The 15,757-nt window shown below is 40.2% G+C and carries 17 protein-coding genes and 1 tRNA gene; 5 read left to right on the top strand and 13 right to left on the bottom strand.

Annotation, left to right across the window (positions count from 1 at the left end; translation table 11 throughout):
- The first annotated feature begins 76 nt into the window (after nt 1–76).
- On the top strand, nt 77–721 hold the full coding sequence (locus BA79_RS13865) for a spore coat protein (RefSeq protein ID WP_035703393.1): 645 nt from the start codon (nt 77–79) through the stop codon (nt 719–721).
- A 28-nt stretch (nt 722–749) separates the two neighbouring features.
- Here BA79_RS13865 and BA79_RS13860 read toward each other — a convergent pair whose 3' ends face one another.
- Both BA79_RS13860 and BA79_RS13855 read right to left on the bottom strand, forming a co-directional pair.
- Nucleotides 750–1,625, bottom strand: coding sequence for a hypothetical protein (locus BA79_RS13860; protein ID WP_035703391.1), 876 nt, complete (start codon nt 1,623–1,625; stop codon nt 750–752).
- 156 nt (nt 1,626–1,781) lie between these two features.
- Nucleotides 1,782–2,288 (bottom strand): YhcN/YlaJ family sporulation lipoprotein, encoded by a 507-nt coding sequence (locus BA79_RS13855; RefSeq protein WP_008349054.1) that lies wholly within the window; start codon nt 2,286–2,288, stop codon nt 1,782–1,784.
- Nucleotides 2,289–2,441: 153 nt separating this feature from the next.
- On the opposite strand from BA79_RS13855, the gene BA79_RS13850 reads away from it, so the two are divergent.
- Complete coding sequence (locus BA79_RS13850) at nt 2,442–2,858, top strand: hypothetical protein (RefSeq protein WP_035703388.1); 417 nt, start codon at nt 2,442–2,444, stop codon at nt 2,856–2,858.
- A 35-nt stretch (nt 2,859–2,893) separates the two neighbouring features.
- On the opposite strand, the gene BA79_RS13845 is transcribed toward BA79_RS13850, so the two are convergent.
- Nucleotides 2,894–3,274, bottom strand: a complete 381-nt coding sequence (locus BA79_RS13845) for a hypothetical protein (protein ID WP_008349057.1) — start codon at nt 3,272–3,274, stop codon at nt 2,894–2,896.
- Between the two features lie 94 nt (nt 3,275–3,368).
- On the opposite strand from BA79_RS13845, the gene BA79_RS13840 reads away from it, so the two are divergent.
- Together BA79_RS13840 and cspB are read left to right on the top strand one after the other, a co-directional pair.
- The gene (locus BA79_RS13840; protein WP_035703386.1) at nt 3,369–4,460 is read left to right on the top strand and encodes a GGDEF domain-containing protein; all 1,092 of its coding nucleotides are present in this window, start codon (nt 3,369–3,371) and stop codon (nt 4,458–4,460) included.
- Between the two features lie 211 nt (nt 4,461–4,671).
- Nucleotides 4,672–4,872: a cold shock-like protein CspB gene (gene cspB, locus BA79_RS13835; protein ID WP_008349061.1), complete on the top strand. Its 201-nt coding sequence runs from the start codon at nt 4,672–4,674 to the stop codon at nt 4,870–4,872.
- A gap of 112 nt (nt 4,873–4,984) precedes the next feature.
- Here the strand turns inward: cspB and BA79_RS13830 are convergent, their stop codons facing one another.
- The 9 genes from BA79_RS13830 to queG form a co-directional block, all read right to left on the bottom strand.
- Nucleotides 4,985–5,344 (bottom strand): hypothetical protein, encoded by a 360-nt coding sequence (locus BA79_RS13830; protein WP_017360371.1) that lies wholly within the window; start codon nt 5,342–5,344, stop codon nt 4,985–4,987.
- Between the two features lie 13 nt (nt 5,345–5,357).
- Nucleotides 5,358–5,882: a flavodoxin family protein gene (locus tag BA79_RS13825; protein WP_017366904.1), complete on the bottom strand. Its 525-nt coding sequence runs from the start codon at nt 5,880–5,882 to the stop codon at nt 5,358–5,360.
- A gap of 17 nt (nt 5,883–5,899) precedes the next feature.
- Complete coding sequence (locus BA79_RS13820; RefSeq protein WP_017366903.1) at nt 5,900–7,519, bottom strand: DHA2 family efflux MFS transporter permease subunit; 1,620 nt, start codon at nt 7,517–7,519, stop codon at nt 5,900–5,902.
- A 39-nt stretch (nt 7,520–7,558) separates the two neighbouring features.
- On the bottom strand, nt 7,559–8,191 hold the full coding sequence (locus tag BA79_RS13815) for a biotin/lipoyl-containing protein (protein WP_007497037.1): 633 nt from the start codon (nt 8,189–8,191) through the stop codon (nt 7,559–7,561).
- Nucleotides 8,192–8,554: 363 nt separating this feature from the next.
- Nucleotides 8,555–9,718, bottom strand: coding sequence for a sporulation protein YhbH (yhbH, locus tag BA79_RS13810; RefSeq protein ID WP_007497035.1), 1,164 nt, complete (start codon nt 9,716–9,718; stop codon nt 8,555–8,557).
- 140 nt (nt 9,719–9,858) lie between these two features.
- Nucleotides 9,859–11,754, bottom strand: a complete 1,896-nt coding sequence (locus BA79_RS13805; protein ID WP_017360374.1) for a PrkA family serine protein kinase — start codon at nt 11,752–11,754, stop codon at nt 9,859–9,861.
- 442 nt (nt 11,755–12,196) lie between these two features.
- Nucleotides 12,197–12,670 carry a tRNA (uridine(34)/cytosine(34)/5-carboxymethylaminomethyluridine(34)-2'-O)-methyltransferase TrmL gene (gene trmL, locus BA79_RS13800; RefSeq protein ID WP_003211950.1) on the bottom strand — a complete coding sequence of 158 codons (474 nt, stop codon included), beginning with the start codon at nt 12,668–12,670 and terminating at the stop codon, nt 12,197–12,199.
- A gap of 43 nt (nt 12,671–12,713) precedes the next feature.
- Nucleotides 12,714–13,616, bottom strand: coding sequence for an amidase domain-containing protein (locus tag BA79_RS13795; RefSeq protein WP_008349082.1), 903 nt, complete (start codon nt 13,614–13,616; stop codon nt 12,714–12,716).
- A 61-nt stretch (nt 13,617–13,677) separates the two neighbouring features.
- Complete coding sequence (gene queG, locus BA79_RS13790; RefSeq protein WP_026050065.1) at nt 13,678–14,826, bottom strand: tRNA epoxyqueuosine(34) reductase QueG; 1,149 nt, start codon at nt 14,824–14,826, stop codon at nt 13,678–13,680.
- A gap of 83 nt (nt 14,827–14,909) precedes the next feature.
- On the opposite strand from queG, the gene BA79_RS13785 reads away from it, so the two are divergent.
- Complete coding sequence (locus BA79_RS13785) at nt 14,910–15,506, top strand: hypothetical protein (RefSeq protein WP_035703381.1); 597 nt, start codon at nt 14,910–14,912, stop codon at nt 15,504–15,506.
- A gap of 96 nt (nt 15,507–15,602) precedes the next feature.
- On the opposite strand, the gene BA79_RS13780 is transcribed toward BA79_RS13785, so the two are convergent.
- A tRNA-Gly gene (locus tag BA79_RS13780) sits at nt 15,603–15,676 on the bottom strand.
- Nucleotides 15,677–15,757 lie beyond the last annotated feature (81 nt).

Genomic DNA, 15,757 nt, shown 5'->3' with positions numbered 1-15,757 from the left:
AATAATGTTTTTTGCATGAAAGGAGGAAAACTTCCTCACATTAAAACAGACTGTATAAACAGAAGGAGGATTCTTTATGCAAAACGATCAGCAGACAAATGTTCAAGGACATGCCCAGCAGCCCCAATTCAATCATGGCGGGCATGAGTTATTTGATTTACATGAGGTATTGGCAGGGACCATTAATATTTTGGATCAATACATGATCTTTCGACAATTTATCCAAGATCCCGCATTATCCGACATTTTAGATCGACAATATCAATTTGTATTGTCCCAATACAACGTCACGGTAGATTGTTTTTCTACTGGTCAAAAGCCTAGTGAAGAAACATCTACTTATATGATGAACGAACATACGCAGGTGACATACGGAATAAAACCATCTCAGCCTAAGAAGCCAAATCAATCATTACAGGATGTAAAAGATGCGGGAATTACAGGGCATATGCTTGGTCTCGTGAAATCTCATGCTGGATTACTCTCAATGACTGCATTAGAGGTCACAAATCCTGTGGTACGACGTGTGCTTGCAGCGCAAATCCCGAACTTTATTGAAATGGCGTATGAAATTTTCTTATATCAAAACAAACATAGCTATTATCAAGTTCCGCAGCTTACAGCGCAAGATATGCAAGCGATGACATCTACATTTGCCCCTATGCAGGGACAAGTGCAGATGCCGCCGAGCAAAGCCAACCAGCAAAAACCGCTTCATTAAACAAAAAAACGGCTAACCGATTTTCAGGTCAGCCGTTTTTTCTTTGATATTTCAGTTTAAATTGCTCTTCAAAATCTGTGAGACGTTGTCCTGTCGCTTGTTCAAACCCTCTATCAAAACGACTAGTTTTCGCCGTTTCCTCCATGATCTCATGTATGACATCTCGTCCATAAAGCTGCACAAGCTCATAGATCATATAGTAGCTTTGTAAATAAACATCTGTCTCATACGTCGTGCGAGATTCTTGCCAGTCTTGATCAGAATAAAGAGATTTAAAAGGAATGACGTCAAACCGTTCAGACGTGGCATTCAGCACATCATAGGCCGTCCATTCTGCTGTTCCTTCATGGAACCAAAGGGGAAAGACGACTGGAGATACCTTATATGCATGCACCTTTTCATAGAAAACGAAATGGGCATACTCATGAATGAATAACGTGTTGAAAAAGTATAAAGGCAGTGTCTCTTTCTTCAACAATTCTTCCCGTTTATCTGGGTATAATCCAATCATATGATCAACATCAGAATAAAAACCTGTAATATGCTTGATGCCAGCAAATTGCTCAATCGTCTCTTTATCATCAAAATAAATGATATCTAACGGTTTATCAGCTTCATACTGAAACACTGACATCGTCCTCTTCTTTGCCTGCTCAAGCGCTTCTATGGTCAGATCGACAAAGGCGCTCTCATCGTCTGCATAGTAGATTCGAATATGTTCATAGACTTGCTTATTGAGTCCTTCCGTTAAGACCGTTTTAGGCGAAGAATGCTCCTCTAGATATTGCCCTGCCAGCTGGAACGCTACATAAATCAAGTACGCAGTGAACGCATAAAAAATCAAACCTGCTGCAATCATTCCGCTTACAAGTTTTTTATGAATTAATGACGGTTTTGCTTTCATTTACTCCCCACCTGAATTCATCCTGCAACCTCTTTCTCTTTCTATGAAAAAACAAAGATCAACAAGAGGTGATATATTTTTTACTTTATGCAGTCAGGTGCGCAAGGTGCGGTTCCAAACAAAAAAGCCGCATATGACATACGGCTTTTGTCGTAGCTATTTAGATTCAGGGAAGACACGTCGAACCGTTTCAGTAAACTCGTCGAAGAATCCTGAAATTGGCTCTCCACTTCTAATACGTTTTCCGTACCCTGCCATACGATCGACAAAGTCTGGATTAGCAGATACATACACATTATCAATTTGTTGATCCGTCGATTTGACTTTGTCAGAAATTTTCTTTTTCAAATCGTCTGTTACATCTCCGCTTTTATTGCCTTCAAGCACGACAGCAACAAATGCATTTTTCCCTGTGACAAGTACGTTCGCTGTTTTCACTTCAGACATGTTGGCAACAAGCTCTGATGCCTTATCTGCCACTTTCACCTTCTGAGGTGTTTGCACATTTGGTTGATCCTGTCTCATGTTGTCGTTCTTATATGTGACATTTTCATACTGTCGTTTCATTGTTCCTCTTCGTTCATCGCCTTGGTTGTTCATTCCACACCCAGCAGTGATCAATGTTGGAACGAGTAATAAAGATAGCATCCATTTCTTATTCATCAATTGATTCCCTCCTTTTGCTCATAGGTTTTTCATCCAGCAGACTTTTTATGCACACATCCTCTATTTCAGCAATGAATTCATAAATCAGCCTTGATTGGTCATCCTAAACATGATGAAGAAGTATCATCACGATCAAATGGAGGGATTCGTTTGTTTAAAAAGAGAAAAGGCATGAGTACTGGTGCAATGATCGCAGCATCAACAGCCATCATTGCATTATTTTCACCACTATTACGGAGAAGACTAAGCAGCATGACTCAAATGAATTTGTCCTCAATGATGAAAGGCAAAGATCAACACCAGCATGAGTCATCTCGTCATGAGCCCCATTCGCATTCACGTAAAGACTCAAAAGGCACAGCTGAAGTAGGACAAATGATCAAGCAAGCATTCAGCGCTGTCCAGCCTAATGAAACAAGCCAGCATCAAACATCATCAAAAACATACCAAACTCATCAGCCGCCGAGAGAGTCTTACGCCCAGTCTCTTCACATTGATGAAAGTGTCATGAATGTAATGGATGATGAATCTATTCAGCAAGTACTCAATGACATCGAGCACAAATAACTAAAACAGGAGCCTTTTTTCAGAAAGGCTCCTGTTTATTCTCCTGAAAAATGCTCTTTCACCATGATGCAGAAGGAAGGCAAGAAGGTGATTTCGATCGTGATAACAAACCGTTCCACACCATCTAATAGTATCAACAGCTCTTTTTCATGCTGCCGATCCTTTTTTATTTCTACATGTCGCACAGTTTTAAAGGCATATACTCCTAAAACGGATGCGTCCTTTTTTCGAACAGCCTTCAAAGAAAATTCTTGTACTCCAAGAGACATCGTCACCACAAATCGCTCTTCCTCATTCTCAAACCGAAACGTTAGATCTTGATATTCAATGGGCATATCTCGTTCAAATCCTTCATCAGGCCACGTCTCAAAAAAAGAAAGCCAGTCTGTTCGATCTGGAAATTGTTTTCTCCTCATTTTAAACCCCTCATAAGTGAAATTTTTATTAATTATCTTGTTTCCCCTTTTCTTTTGCAACAAATTTTAGTAATTTTAAAAAGGTGATTTTATTTTGCTAAGAGACCTCTTTATTAATTTAACAATTCTTGTCACTTTCCATTATTTATTGATGCTTGTGTTTAAAGAGAATTTTTTAAAAAAGGAAGACACCTTGCTCAGACAAATTTTTAAAGGAATCATTTCTGGGTTACTCGGTGTCCTCTTAATGTTTTTCTCTATTAAAGCAGGACCAGCCATCATCGATTTAAGACATATCCCCCTTATTTTAACGGCATTTTATGGAGGCATTGCACAAACGTTCATTGCAGCCTGTGTGATCATTATTGGCCGATTATTAATCGAAGCCAATGTCGCTTCTTTCATTAATATTTTTTCCATGATATTTATCGCCACAGCTTCTTTTTTAATTGCTGAGCGTCATATCAATCACATCGTAAAAATGCTGTTATCTATTACCATGAGCAACGTCATTGCGACTAGTTTATTTATCTCCATCGTCAATGAAAGATCGTTTGAACTGCATGCTGCCTATTGGATTTTCTCGTATATTGCCGGTTTATTTAACTTTTATGTCATTGAGCATCAAACAAAAGCGTATCAGATGTTAAATTTGTATAAATTCCAAGCTCATTATGACTTTTTAACTGGTGTTTTAAATAAACGGAAATTCGATGAAATATTAAGTGATGCTTTTTCTCTGAACTTAAAGCAACCTATCCATCAAATGTCCTTGATTTACCTAGACATCGATTATTTCAAAACCATCAATGATCAGTATGGACATCATGAGGGAGATATCGTTTTAAAAGAAATCGGAACAAGGCTGATTAAGAACACAAGAAGCTCTGACTATATTGGGCGGATCGGCGGTGAAGAATTTGCTGTGCTTTTACCGAATTGTTCCGTTGAAAAAACATGGCAAATTGCGGAACGTTTACGAAAAAAAATGGCGGATCAGCCAATTTATTTGCAAAACGGAACATCTATTCACATTACGGTGTCAATTGGATGTGCTTATGATGCAGGAACAAGTGAAAACATGAAACAATTACCGATTATTGCAGACCAGGAGCTCTATAAAGCAAAGCAGTCAGGCCGAAACCAAGTGAGCTTTTCTGGACGAAAAAGAGAACACTTAACATAGGCTTTTTCCTCAATTTGTTAGCGCTAATTATTTTTAAAAAAGTTTTCGTATAACAGTTGTTTTTTCCCGCAAACACTGGTAAAGTAAAGGTAATTATTTTTGTTCGTATCATCTTTAAGAAGAAAGTTTTGAAAGAGTTTTCGTCTTTGAAGTTTGTGTAAGAGCAAGAATAGTGAATTTAAGCGTTAAGATCGCTTTAGGAGGAAATTTCATGTTAGAAGGTAAAGTAAAATGGTTCAACTCTGAAAAAGGTTTCGGATTCATCGAAGTAGAAGGTCAAGACGATGTATTCGTTCACTTCTCTGCTATCCAAGGCGAAGGCTTCAAAACTTTAGAAGAAGGTCAATCAGTTTCTTTCGAAATCGTTGAAGGTAACCGTGGACCACAAGCTGCTAACGTTAACAAAGCGTAATTTAAGAGCATCTGCTCTTTTAGCACTTTATAGAGTGAAGGAAAACCGCTCGGCTTATGCCGGCGGTTTTTTTGTGTAATAAAAAAAGAGAACCTGACAAGAGGTTCTCTTTTTATTTGTCCTTCTGCTTTAGTTTCTGTAAAGCAGAACGATACATATCATCATTCATTTTCGTCTCTGGTTCTTCTTCTTTGACAGGTGGTTCTGGCTGTTTAAACTTTTGAAGCGCCTGTCTATAGAAATCATCACCTGACGGAGCATCATCTGTCTGAGAAGGCTCTGACGCTTTTTCTTCCACTTCAGGCTCTACAGGTCTCGCCGCAACTTCTGGCTCGCTATGCGGCACGTCAGGATGATTCGATACATCTTCTTTGATCTCTTCCTTCTCGGCCGAAGCGTGTCTGACATTGAACGCTACTAATCCGATAATGACTAGAACAGCAGCTACTAACGCTACAATAATCGTCGCCAAAAGAACCCTCTCCTTATCGCTTAAATGACGCAGTGACTGATGCTACACGTCTTCCTAATGCTTTCCCCAGCTCAATGCCTTCTGTAGAAATCACTTCATCAGAATCAATCGGGCACGTCACACCTGCTCCATAATAAGAGCCGTATAACGCATTTTCTGGAACATTTCCAGGAAGGCCGACCACAAGCATCCCTTGATGGAACATCGGCGTAATCAAATTGTGCATCGTCATTTCTAATCCGCCATGTGTTGTCGCAGTGGTACAGAAAACGGCACCGACTTTATCGATGAGTTTTCCTTCTGCCCATAAATACCCAAGACGGTCAATCCATGTCTTTAATCCAGAACTAATGGTACCAAAGTGACCAGGGCAGCCCCAAATGATTGCATCCATTTGATCAAGCTTGCGGATATCCGCATCTTTCACATGATCAATGAACACTTCAGCTTGCTCTGTTTCACCTGCGCCAGCTGCAATCGCTTCTGCAAGTGCTTTTGTATGGTCACCTTCACTATCGTATACGACATAAATTTTCATGTACGGTCCCTCCACACTTATCTTGCATCTTGGTTTGCTTCCTTAGGTGCTGGAAGCAATGTCATTTCTTGTTTCTTATCCTGCTTTTCTTTTCGCTTTTTATCCTTACGTACATCTCGCAGGAACAAGCTGAGAATCACACCAGCTGCACAGAATAATGTCACCCACATGTAAGCATCATTGATGCCCATCACATTTGAATCAACTTGTGCTTTCGTAAAGAGCTGGGTCGACACATATTTTTGAGCAGCTTCTGCTGTCATGCCCATATGGTGCATCACATTAGAGACAGCCGCCTGGAATGAATTCATAAAGAACGGATCAGCTGTATTCGTTTGATCTGCCATATTAGAATAATGGAATGTCGTGCGATTTGTATAAATCGTCGTGATCAAACTCGTACCGATCGAACCACTGATTTGTCTCAGTGTATTTGACATCGCTGTACCATGACTGTTTAAATGCTGCGGTAATTGGTTCATCCCAGCAGTCATGACTGGCATCATTAAGAGTGACATACCAAAGGCACGTACTGCATACATGAGCACAATGTGACTATAAGATGTATCAATCGTTAGCCTTGTAAACTCGTATGTGGTGACAACTGTAATCAGCATCCCCACAATGGCAAGTGGACGAGGTCCAAATTTATCAAACAAGATCCCTGAAATTGGGGACATAATGAGCATCGCAAGTGCCCCTGGAAGCATTAATAGCCCCGATTGCAATGCAGTAAACCCAACGAGGTTCTGTAAATAGATCGGAAGTAAGAACATCCCAGTGTATAAGGCAACGGTAATAATAATGTTAATAACACTTGATAATGAGAAAATGCTGTATTTAAACACGCGGAAATCAAGCATCGGATTATCCGCTTTTAGCTGTTGGAAAATAAAGAGAATGATCGCAATCGCACCAACAATAATCGTAGATAGAACAATTGGATCTGTCCATCCATCACTTCCCGCTTCGCTCACCCCGTATAGAAGCGAAGCAAAACCAACGATCGACAGAATCGCACCAAGGCTGTCCAGCTTGATTTTTTTAGGCTCTACAATATTTTTAAACATAAAGAAAGCCGCGATAATGACAATCGCACCGATTGGTACAAGTCCATAAAACATAATACGCCATGAATAGTGTTCAATAATATAACCAGATAACGTTGGTCCGACAGCTGGCGCAAACATCATCGCAAGACCAAAAATCCCCATTCCTTTCCCTCTGTTTTCTGGAGGGAAAATAAAAAGGATTGTTGTCATGACGAGCGGCTGTAAGATACCGCCACCGACTGCCTGAATCAAACGACCAATCAGCATCGTAGAAAAGTTTGGCGCAATACCGCAAATAAAGGTCCCTAGTGTAAATGAAATCATCGCCACGAGGAATAAGCTGCGCTGGCCAAAACGCGTGATTAAAAACGCAGATAACGGAATGAGCACACCGTTGACAAGCATGTAGCCTGTTGTAAGCCACTGAATTGTCGTCGCACTCACATTAAATTCAGTCATTAAATGGGGCATGGCTACGTTCAAAAGCGTTTGGTTTAAAATCGCTACGAACAAACCGGCCATTAAAATGATCAGTAAAGACAAGGAGCCTGCTCCCTGTTTTGTCGCTGCAGGTTGATTTGCCATCTCAGACAACCTCCTTTCATTTTTTGATATCAGTCATCATTAAGATGAAATTTTGACAGAAGCATTCATACCTGGAAGTACTTTGTCAGATGGATTTTTAATTGAAATTTTCACTGCTACTTTTTGTGTCACTTTCGTGTAGTTACCACTTGAGTTTGTTGCTGGCAGCATATTGAATGTTGAGTTTGTTGCATAACCAATTTGTTCAACTGTTCCTTCAAATGTTGTATCAGGATCGCCGTCTACAACGATGTCCACTTTGTCGCCTTTTTCAATGTTCTTAATGTCTGTTTCTTTAATATTCGCTGTAATGTAAAGCTTGCTTAGGTCAATCGTTTCACCAAGAACTGTCCCAGGCTGCACTTGTTGGTTGTTTTGTACTTCTTTTTTGACTAATGTGCCATCAGCCACTGCTTTAATGTTTGTTTTTGCTTCTCCTTCAACTTTTGCAACTGTGCTGTCTTTTTGCACTTCGTCACCTTCATTGATGTCCCAGCCTTTGATTTGTCCAGCTGCTGGCGCTGTAATTTGGTACATGTCACCTGTCACTTTTGCTTCATCTGTTTTTACGAAGTTTGTGCTTTCGTAGTAGTAATAAGCACCTCCGGCAATAATGGCAAGAATCACAATAAGGCCAATAATATTCGTTAGCAATAAACGCCCTCTGTTCATGTTTTGTTTCTCCTTTCATGTATAAAAATATAGTGTCATCTGCTTTAGCAAACTTAGAATGCCCATCATCTGACAGATTATGAAACAAGCTCATAGAGCTGCCTGTTTCCACTTTTTCTACTCTGCTGAAAATGGTGTGCAGCCCATTTATACTTATTGTTCACTTATGAGCAAAAAGCAGAAAAAGAAGAAAAGACGATCGGCATCTTTTTTTGAAAAACTTATATTTAACAAGATTAAATATTAATAAATGAAAATTGAAATGTCAAAGAGAAAGTTTTACTTTTTTTCTGGTGATCCCTTCCTTCTCCACACAAAAAACCTTTCAGCCCTTATGCTGAAAGGTTTTTTTGAATGTTCTCTTTAAGAAAGAACTTCTTCCTGCTGAAAAAATTTTTTTAATGCGAGAAAAACGTCTGATTTTTGCTTCAAAATATAATGCTTAAATTTCTCATCCTGAATATGTTTATATGCTGACATTAACGTAGAATGCCGATTATATTGATTCACTTCACCATAACAAAATAAATTGGCTTTTTTCATAATTTCAGAAACGAGCTTCACGCACCGTGCATTATCAGAGGTCAAATTGTCACCATCAGAAAAATGGAAAGGATAAATATTATATCGTGACGGAGGATATCGTTCGTCTATGAGCTCTAGTGCCTTTCGATAGACAGAAGAACAAATGGTTCCCCCGCTCTCTCCCCGAGAAAAGAAGTGCTCCTCATCTACGACCTTCGCCTCTGTATGGTGGGCAATGAATTCGATCTCGACTGTCTCATACTTTGTCCGCAAGAAACGTGTCATCCAAAAGAAAAAGCTTCTCGCCATATATTTTTCCCAAAGCCCCATACTTCCGCTCGTATCCATCATCGCTAGGACAACCGCTTTCGATTCTGGTTTGGTGACTTCATTCCACGTCTTATACTTAATATCCTCTGGATAAATGGGATAAAAGGAAGGGCTTCCTGTCATGGCATTTCGTTTAAATGCTGACAGCATTGTGCGTTTTTTATGGATATTACCGGTTAACCCCGTTTTGCGAATATCATTAAACTCAATTTCCTCGACAACGATATCATCAAGTTCCTTTTGTTTAAGATTTGGTAGCTCCAGCTCACGAAACAACGCTTCCTCTAAATCCATTAATGAGACTTCTGCTTCGTAATAATCATCACCGGCTTGATCTCCAGCACCTTGCCCTTTTCCCTGCCCTTGCTTACTGTCAGATCCATCCCGAGCGACCACATCGCCAACCTGGCTGTCTCCATCCCCCTGACCTACATGCTTATTCTTATCATAGTTGTACCGAATTTTATATTCATCTAAAGAACGGATCGGAATTTTGACCACATCTTTGCCATTAGACATAATGATGCTTTCCTCTGTGACAAGATCCGGCAAATTGTTTTTAATCGCCTCTTTGACTTTTTTCTGATGACGCTGCTGGTCATCAAAGCCTTTTCGATGGAGGGACCAGTCTTCCTGAGACACAATAAACTGACTTTTTTCTTGCCGGGACATCCATCCCCCTCCTCACCTTTTTGGACAATTCTTGTAACCATCGATTCCATTATCGTATGCTGGCCGTCGTCGAAATGACGACGATTTCTAAAAAAGACATTACTGGTGCTGGTTTGCGCCAATAATGCCTCCTTCATTTATTAACGATTCAGAAGACTACCTACATATTTTAAGAGTTCATTTGCACTTGTGGAATTATAGCCATGCTCATCAATCAATCGCGCCACTACTTCATTGACCTTCTTCAACTGCTGCTCATCCGGGGTTTTCGTCGATGTCGTAATTTTCACGACATCTTTCAAATCGGCAAAGAGCTTCTTCTGAATGGCTTCTCGTAATCTCTCATGAGAATTATAATCAAAGCGTTTGCCCTTTCTCGCATAAGCTGAAATCCGAATGAGGATTTCTTCTCTGAATGCCTTTTTGGCGTTTTCAGAAATGCCGATCTGTTCCTCAATTGAACGCATGAGCTTTTCGTCAGGATTCATTTCTTCACCTGTTAACGGATCACGCAGTTTGTTTTTATTGCAGTACGCCTCAACATTATCTAAGTAATTATCCATGAGAGTTTTCGCAGACTCCTCATAGGAATACACAAATGCCTTTTGAACTTCCTTCTTCGCCATATCGTCATACTCTTTTCGTGCGACAGAAATAAAATTCAAATAACGTTCCCGATCTTCACTTGAGATCGATGGATGCTGATCGAGTCCTTCTTTTAAGGAACGGAGGACATCCAGTGCATTGATGGATTCCATGTTCTTTCGAATAATGGTGGATGAAATGCGGTTAATGACATATCTCGGGTCAATTCCGCTCATTCCTTCGTCATGAAATTCCTTTTTCATCTCATCAATATCAACAGATTGGAAACCTTCGACACTTTCCCCATCATACAGTCGCATTTTTTTCACCAAATCGATATCAGACCGCTTCGGCTCTTTCAGCCTTGTCAAAATAGAGAACATCGCAGCCACCTTTAGCGTATGCGGTGCAATATGAACATCTGAGACATCACTTTCTGAAATCATCTTATGATAAATACGTTCTTCCTCTGTCACCTTTAAATTATAAGGGATCGGCATCACAATAATTCTTGAGTGTAAAGCCTCGTTCTTTTTATTCGAAATAAATGACCGGTACTCCGTTTCATTCGTATGTGCAACAATCAATTCATCCGCACTAATCAACGCAAAACGCCCCGCCTTAAAATTTCCCTCCTGCGTTAATGAAAGAAGATGCCATAGAAATTTCTCATCACACTTCAACATCTCCTGAAATTCCATCATTCCACGGTTCGCTTTATTGAGCTCTCCATCAAACCGGTACGCACGCGGGTCTGACTCTGAACCAAATTCAGCAATCGTTGAAAAATCAATACTTCCTGTTAAGTCGGCAATGTCCTGAGATTTCGGATCAGACGGGCTGAAGGTACCAATGCCGGTCCGTTTGTCCTCTGAGAAAAAAATTCGTTCCACTCTCACATCCTCAATGCGGCCGCCATATTCCTCTTCGAGCCTCATCAAGTTCAAAGGTGATAAATTCCCCTGCACACGTATGCCGTATTCTCTATAGAAATCCTCCCGCAGATTTTGCGGAATAAGATGAAGCGGATCTTCATGCATTGGGCAGCCTTTAATCGCATAGACTGCGCCATGATCTGTTAGTGAATACTCTTCCAGCCCTCTTTTCAGCCTTGTGACAAGCGTCGATTTCCCGCCGCTGACTGGACCCATTAACAATAAAATACGCTTTCTGACATCTAAACGTTTAGCCGCAGGGTGAAAATACTCTTCCACTAGCCTTTCCAATGATTCCTCTAATCCAAAAAGCTCCTGATCAAAAAATTTGTAGGTTCTGACCCCATTCTCCTCTTCAATCCCGCTGTCCTTAATCATATGATAAACGCGAGAATGAGCAGATTGAGCGACAAGTGGATTTTCTTTAATAATATCTAAATATTCGCTGAATGTGCCTTCCCATTTCAGTCGCTGCTCTTCTTCTCTGTGCTGTTCAATTTTCTTTAAAATATCCATATGAACCTCCTCTTTCAAGATTGAAGCTAGAAATCAGATACTGTTTTACAATCTATGCGGAGGCGTCCTATTACATGCTTTCGTTCTTCAAAATGACGAATTGGCAAACTGAATTGACAACCATCCGCAAGACCCTTCATAATAAAGGAAAAACAGGAGAAAAATGATCTTCATCTCCTGCTTTTCAAGGCGAACTTCGCAACATATGAAACCGGCAGCAAAGGAACAAAGGGATAAGGGGGAGCTTATATGAGAACGGTCATTATGATGGGCGTCATCATTACGTTTTTAGTATCCATTTTCACAGCTGGCTACGAAGGCAAGCCTGGCAAATGAAAAAAAGGATGTTCCATCAGCGGAACATCCTTTTTCATTTCGTTCATATTTTCAGCACTTACATATTCACTGAAAGCGAGATGGGATCTCGGCTTTTATCATGTTCTTATATCAAATCTCGGTATTGTTGCTGGCGAAGCGCCTCATACACAAGAATCGCTGCCGTATTCGATAGATTCAGTGAACGAACATGCTCTGTCATTGGTAAACGTAGACAGCGATCCATATTCCGTTCAATCAAATCTTTTGGCAATCCACTTGTCTCTCTGCCAAATACGAAGAAGTAGTCTTCATCTAGTTGCGAGTAATCGAACGTTGTATGCGGCTTTTGCCCAAACTTTGTGATATAGAAAAATTGCCCCTTCGGATGAGCCTCAAACAATTCATCTAATGAATCATGATAGACGACATTGGCATATTTCCAATAATCGAGTCCTGCACGCTTCAGCATTTTATCATCTGTCGAAAAACCAAGCGGACGAATCAGATGAAGTGTTGTATTTGTTGCTGCACATGTTCGCGCAATATTTCCAGTATTAGCTGGAATTTCTGGTTGATATAAAACGACATGAAGTCCCAAAAAAGTTCACCTCTAATTTTCTTTTCCGCTCAACATTATACCATTAACTATCCTTTGGAGCATCGTCCAAAATGTGAAAAAACGTATAACGAATACTAGGTGTATAAGCCGTTGAATCTTCATACGACCAGTAACGCATACGGCTGTCATACGTTTGTGCATTCACTAGAGGCATTCCGCCTTTATCATGATCAACGACAATGGTTGTATGATTATACCTACCGTCACCCTCAAAATCGTAGCAAATAACATCACCTATTTGAAGCTCTTGCGGCTCCTTGAGCTTCTTCGCTCTCAACCCCGCTTTGGAATTCGCTAAATAATTTTTCATCGAATGTGCCACCGTCCAGCTGTAGCTCCATGTATGTGGACGAACCCACCAGCCAGATCCACGGTTCGGATATCCTCTCGTTGGCGCATTCCCTGCTTTTAGACATTGTGAAATAAAATTCGTACAGTTATCTTCGAAATTTTTATAGGCTGGATTCCGTTTATTCCAATACGTCTCAGCATATTGAACAGCTGCACGCCGGTCATAGTGAAAAGCTCTTCCAAATTGGTCTTCATTTTGGAAGCGCTCATCCACCTGATCTTCCTTTTGTCGTTCTTCTAACATCATCCGATCTTTCACAAGCATGTCGTTATAAAGAAACGCTTCTCTTTTCTCAACCTGTTCCTCTAAATAAAAAGAATCGTCTATATCCTTACAGACATAAGTGAGGTGAGCGAGATATTGTACTTGCTGAGCTCCATCATCTTGAATAGCTGAATCGAGAAGTTTTGCTTTTGCTTTCGCCTTGACAATCTCAACTTGTCTTCTTGCAAACAGCTCTTTCTTTCGCTCCACAGCGTCCACATCAGACATCAGCTGCGGCTGTTTGATCGTACTGCCATTTAATAAATATGCCAGTCTGTCTTCTAACGTTTGTTCTAATAATTGTTTCACACAGACACCACCAAACTTTTTTTAACATCTCTGTTTGGTTCATTCTATGTTCAATGGGAGGTTATTTAGTATTTAAAGGTGTTTGTAACAATTCAATCCCTTTGATGATCTCTTGTTTTGCTTCTTCATCACTTTCCCGCTCAAGGGCTTTTTCGAGTTCTGAAAGCTGCTGACCATCACCAATTTTACCGATTGCCCAAGCAGCCGTGCCTCGAATGACCGGTCTTGGATCTTTATGCATCAGGTCAACCAAATCTGGCAAAGCAGATGTATCTTTAAAGTGAGCAAGTGCCAAAATGGCATTCCGCTGAATAGGCTTTTTCCCTCGCCATGATCCAGAAACATGACCATACTTCTCTTTAAATTCACGATTGCTGATTGTCAGCAGTGGCTTTAAGAGCGGCTTTGCAATTTCAGGGTCCGGCTCCATTTCAGGATGTAGATGAAAGTCTTTCCCTTTATTAATTGGGCAGACCGTTTGGCACGTATCACATCCATACAACCGATTCCCTATTTTCGAGCGAAATTCGTCAGGTAAAAACCCTTTTGTCTGTGTTAAAAACGAAATACACCTTTGAGAATTGAGCTGGCCTGGATTCACAAGAGCACCCGTTGGGCATGAATCCACACATTTATTACAAGTTCCGCACTGGTCTTCTATTTTCTCATCCGGTTCAAATGGAACATTTGTAATCATCTCAGCCAAATAGACATAAGATCCGAACTCTGGTGTGATAATCATACAGTTCTTTGCACTAAAGCCAATGCCAGCACGTTCGGCTACAGCACGGTCAGACAATTCACCTGTGTCCACCATTGATTTTGTCCTTATATCTTCGTGTTTACTGCGCAAAAATTCTTCAAGCATGTCGAGCTTTTTTTTCAGCACAACATGATAATCAGTTCCCCATGAAGCCCTGCAAAAAATCCCTCTTCTTGCATCCTTTGTACTTCGGGGAGCATCTTTCATTTTGGAAGGGTATGCGAGCGCAATGGCGACAATTGATTTTGCTTTTGGAAGCAGCAAAGCAGGATTTGTTCGTTTTTCGATATCAGGCTCTTCAAAACCGGACAAATACCCTAACGATTCATGTAAGATGAGGCGGTCCTTTAATGAATCAAATGTATCAGCACTTGCAAATCGAATTTTATCGACACCAATTTCGTTCGCATATTGAATTAATTCTTCTTTTAATTGTCCAACATGAATCACCTTGCAAACCTCCTTTCTTTGTTTCTTCAGTTGTTTTCAGTATAATACGAGTGTATCATGACCGATTGGAGTGAGTCACTGTGAAGATACAACTGGAAATCTCCCAACCTCAAAGCCCGTCTATCCATGTTGGACAGATTGAATATTCACATATTGAGATAGGAAAATCCCCTCAAATGTTAAAAGGCCGACTGCGCCTGTTTCAAGAATCTTTGTTTTTTGAATATGAAGATCAAACTTTGGAAGAAGTACCAGCGATCAAAGAATGGACAAATCTTCTAGAAGATGTCCCCTTTCTTCCGCTTCTTGCTGATATTCAAAAAGAACAATTTATTGACTCGACCAATTCCGTACAGGATTTGTCGATATTTTTTTCATTAAAATATTTCTTGCCTATCCTTACATTAGATGCCGATCAATTGAAAGAGCCTCTTTCATTATCCAAAAATGAAACTGGTCATATTAAATGGCAGGATGGCGCAGAGCTTAAAGGGTTATTTTCTCAAGCAAGTAAAGCTCAAATTTCTCAAGACACAAAAAGTATTCTTCAAATCATCCTCTTCCCACCATCTATTTCCCGGGAAAAGAGTGAGGCGCTTATACAATCCTTGACGAAGATGTTTATACAAATACATGGTGGAGAAAGTAAATATGAACTCATTGAAAAAGCACTGTAGGTCACAGTGCTTTTTACATTATACTGACATAATAAAAAACGCAACACTTCGTTTATCTATGAAACGAAATACTGCGTTATAAACAAAATTATGTATTGGAGCGGGTGATGAGAATCGAACTCACGACATCAGCTTGGAAGGCTGAGGTTTTACCACTAAACTACACCCGCATCAATCTTTTAGAGACAACGTCATTGCGTTGACTTTTATTATGTTACAACTTTCTTAACAATTCGTCAAGAGAATATGAA

It is taken from the genome of Bacillus altitudinis 41KF2b, assembly GCF_000691145.1.
GTDB classification, from domain to species: Bacteria; Bacillota; Bacilli; order Bacillales; family Bacillaceae; genus Bacillus; species Bacillus altitudinis.
The sequence above is the reverse complement of the archived record's forward strand: the minus strand, read 5'-3'. Positions and strand labels throughout refer to the sequence as shown.

Bases quoted from the DNA above. Each gene is read 5' to 3' on its own strand.
- BA79_RS13805 (WP_017360374.1), bottom strand. From the start codon at position 11,754: ATGGATATTTTAAAGAAAATTGAACAGCACAGAGAAGAAGAGCAGCGA.
- BA79_RS13815 (WP_007497037.1), bottom strand. From the start codon at position 8,191: ATGAACAGAGGGCGTTTATTGCTAACGAATATTATTGGCCTTATTGTG.
- cspB (WP_008349061.1), top strand. From the start codon at position 4,672: ATGTTAGAAGGTAAAGTAAAATGGTTCAACTCTGAAAAAGGTTTCGGA.
- BA79_RS13860 (WP_035703391.1), bottom strand. From the start codon at position 1,625: ATGAAAGCAAAACCGTCATTAATTCATAAAAAACTTGTAAGCGGAATG.
- yhbH (WP_007497035.1), bottom strand. From the start codon at position 9,718: ATGTCCCGGCAAGAAAAAAGTCAGTTTATTGTGTCTCAGGAAGACTGG.
- BA79_RS13855 (WP_008349054.1), bottom strand. From the start codon at position 2,288: ATGAATAAGAAATGGATGCTATCTTTATTACTCGTTCCAACATTGATC.
- BA79_RS13825 (WP_017366904.1), bottom strand. From the start codon at position 5,882: ATGAAAATTTATGTCGTATACGATAGTGAAGGTGACCATACAAAAGCA.
- BA79_RS13845 (WP_008349057.1), bottom strand. From the start codon at position 3,274: ATGAGGAGAAAACAATTTCCAGATCGAACAGACTGGCTTTCTTTTTTT.
- BA79_RS13820 (WP_017366903.1), bottom strand. From the start codon at position 7,519: ATGGCAAATCAACCTGCAGCGACAAAACAGGGAGCAGGCTCCTTGTCT.
- BA79_RS13865 (WP_035703393.1), top strand. From the start codon at position 77: ATGCAAAACGATCAGCAGACAAATGTTCAAGGACATGCCCAGCAGCCC.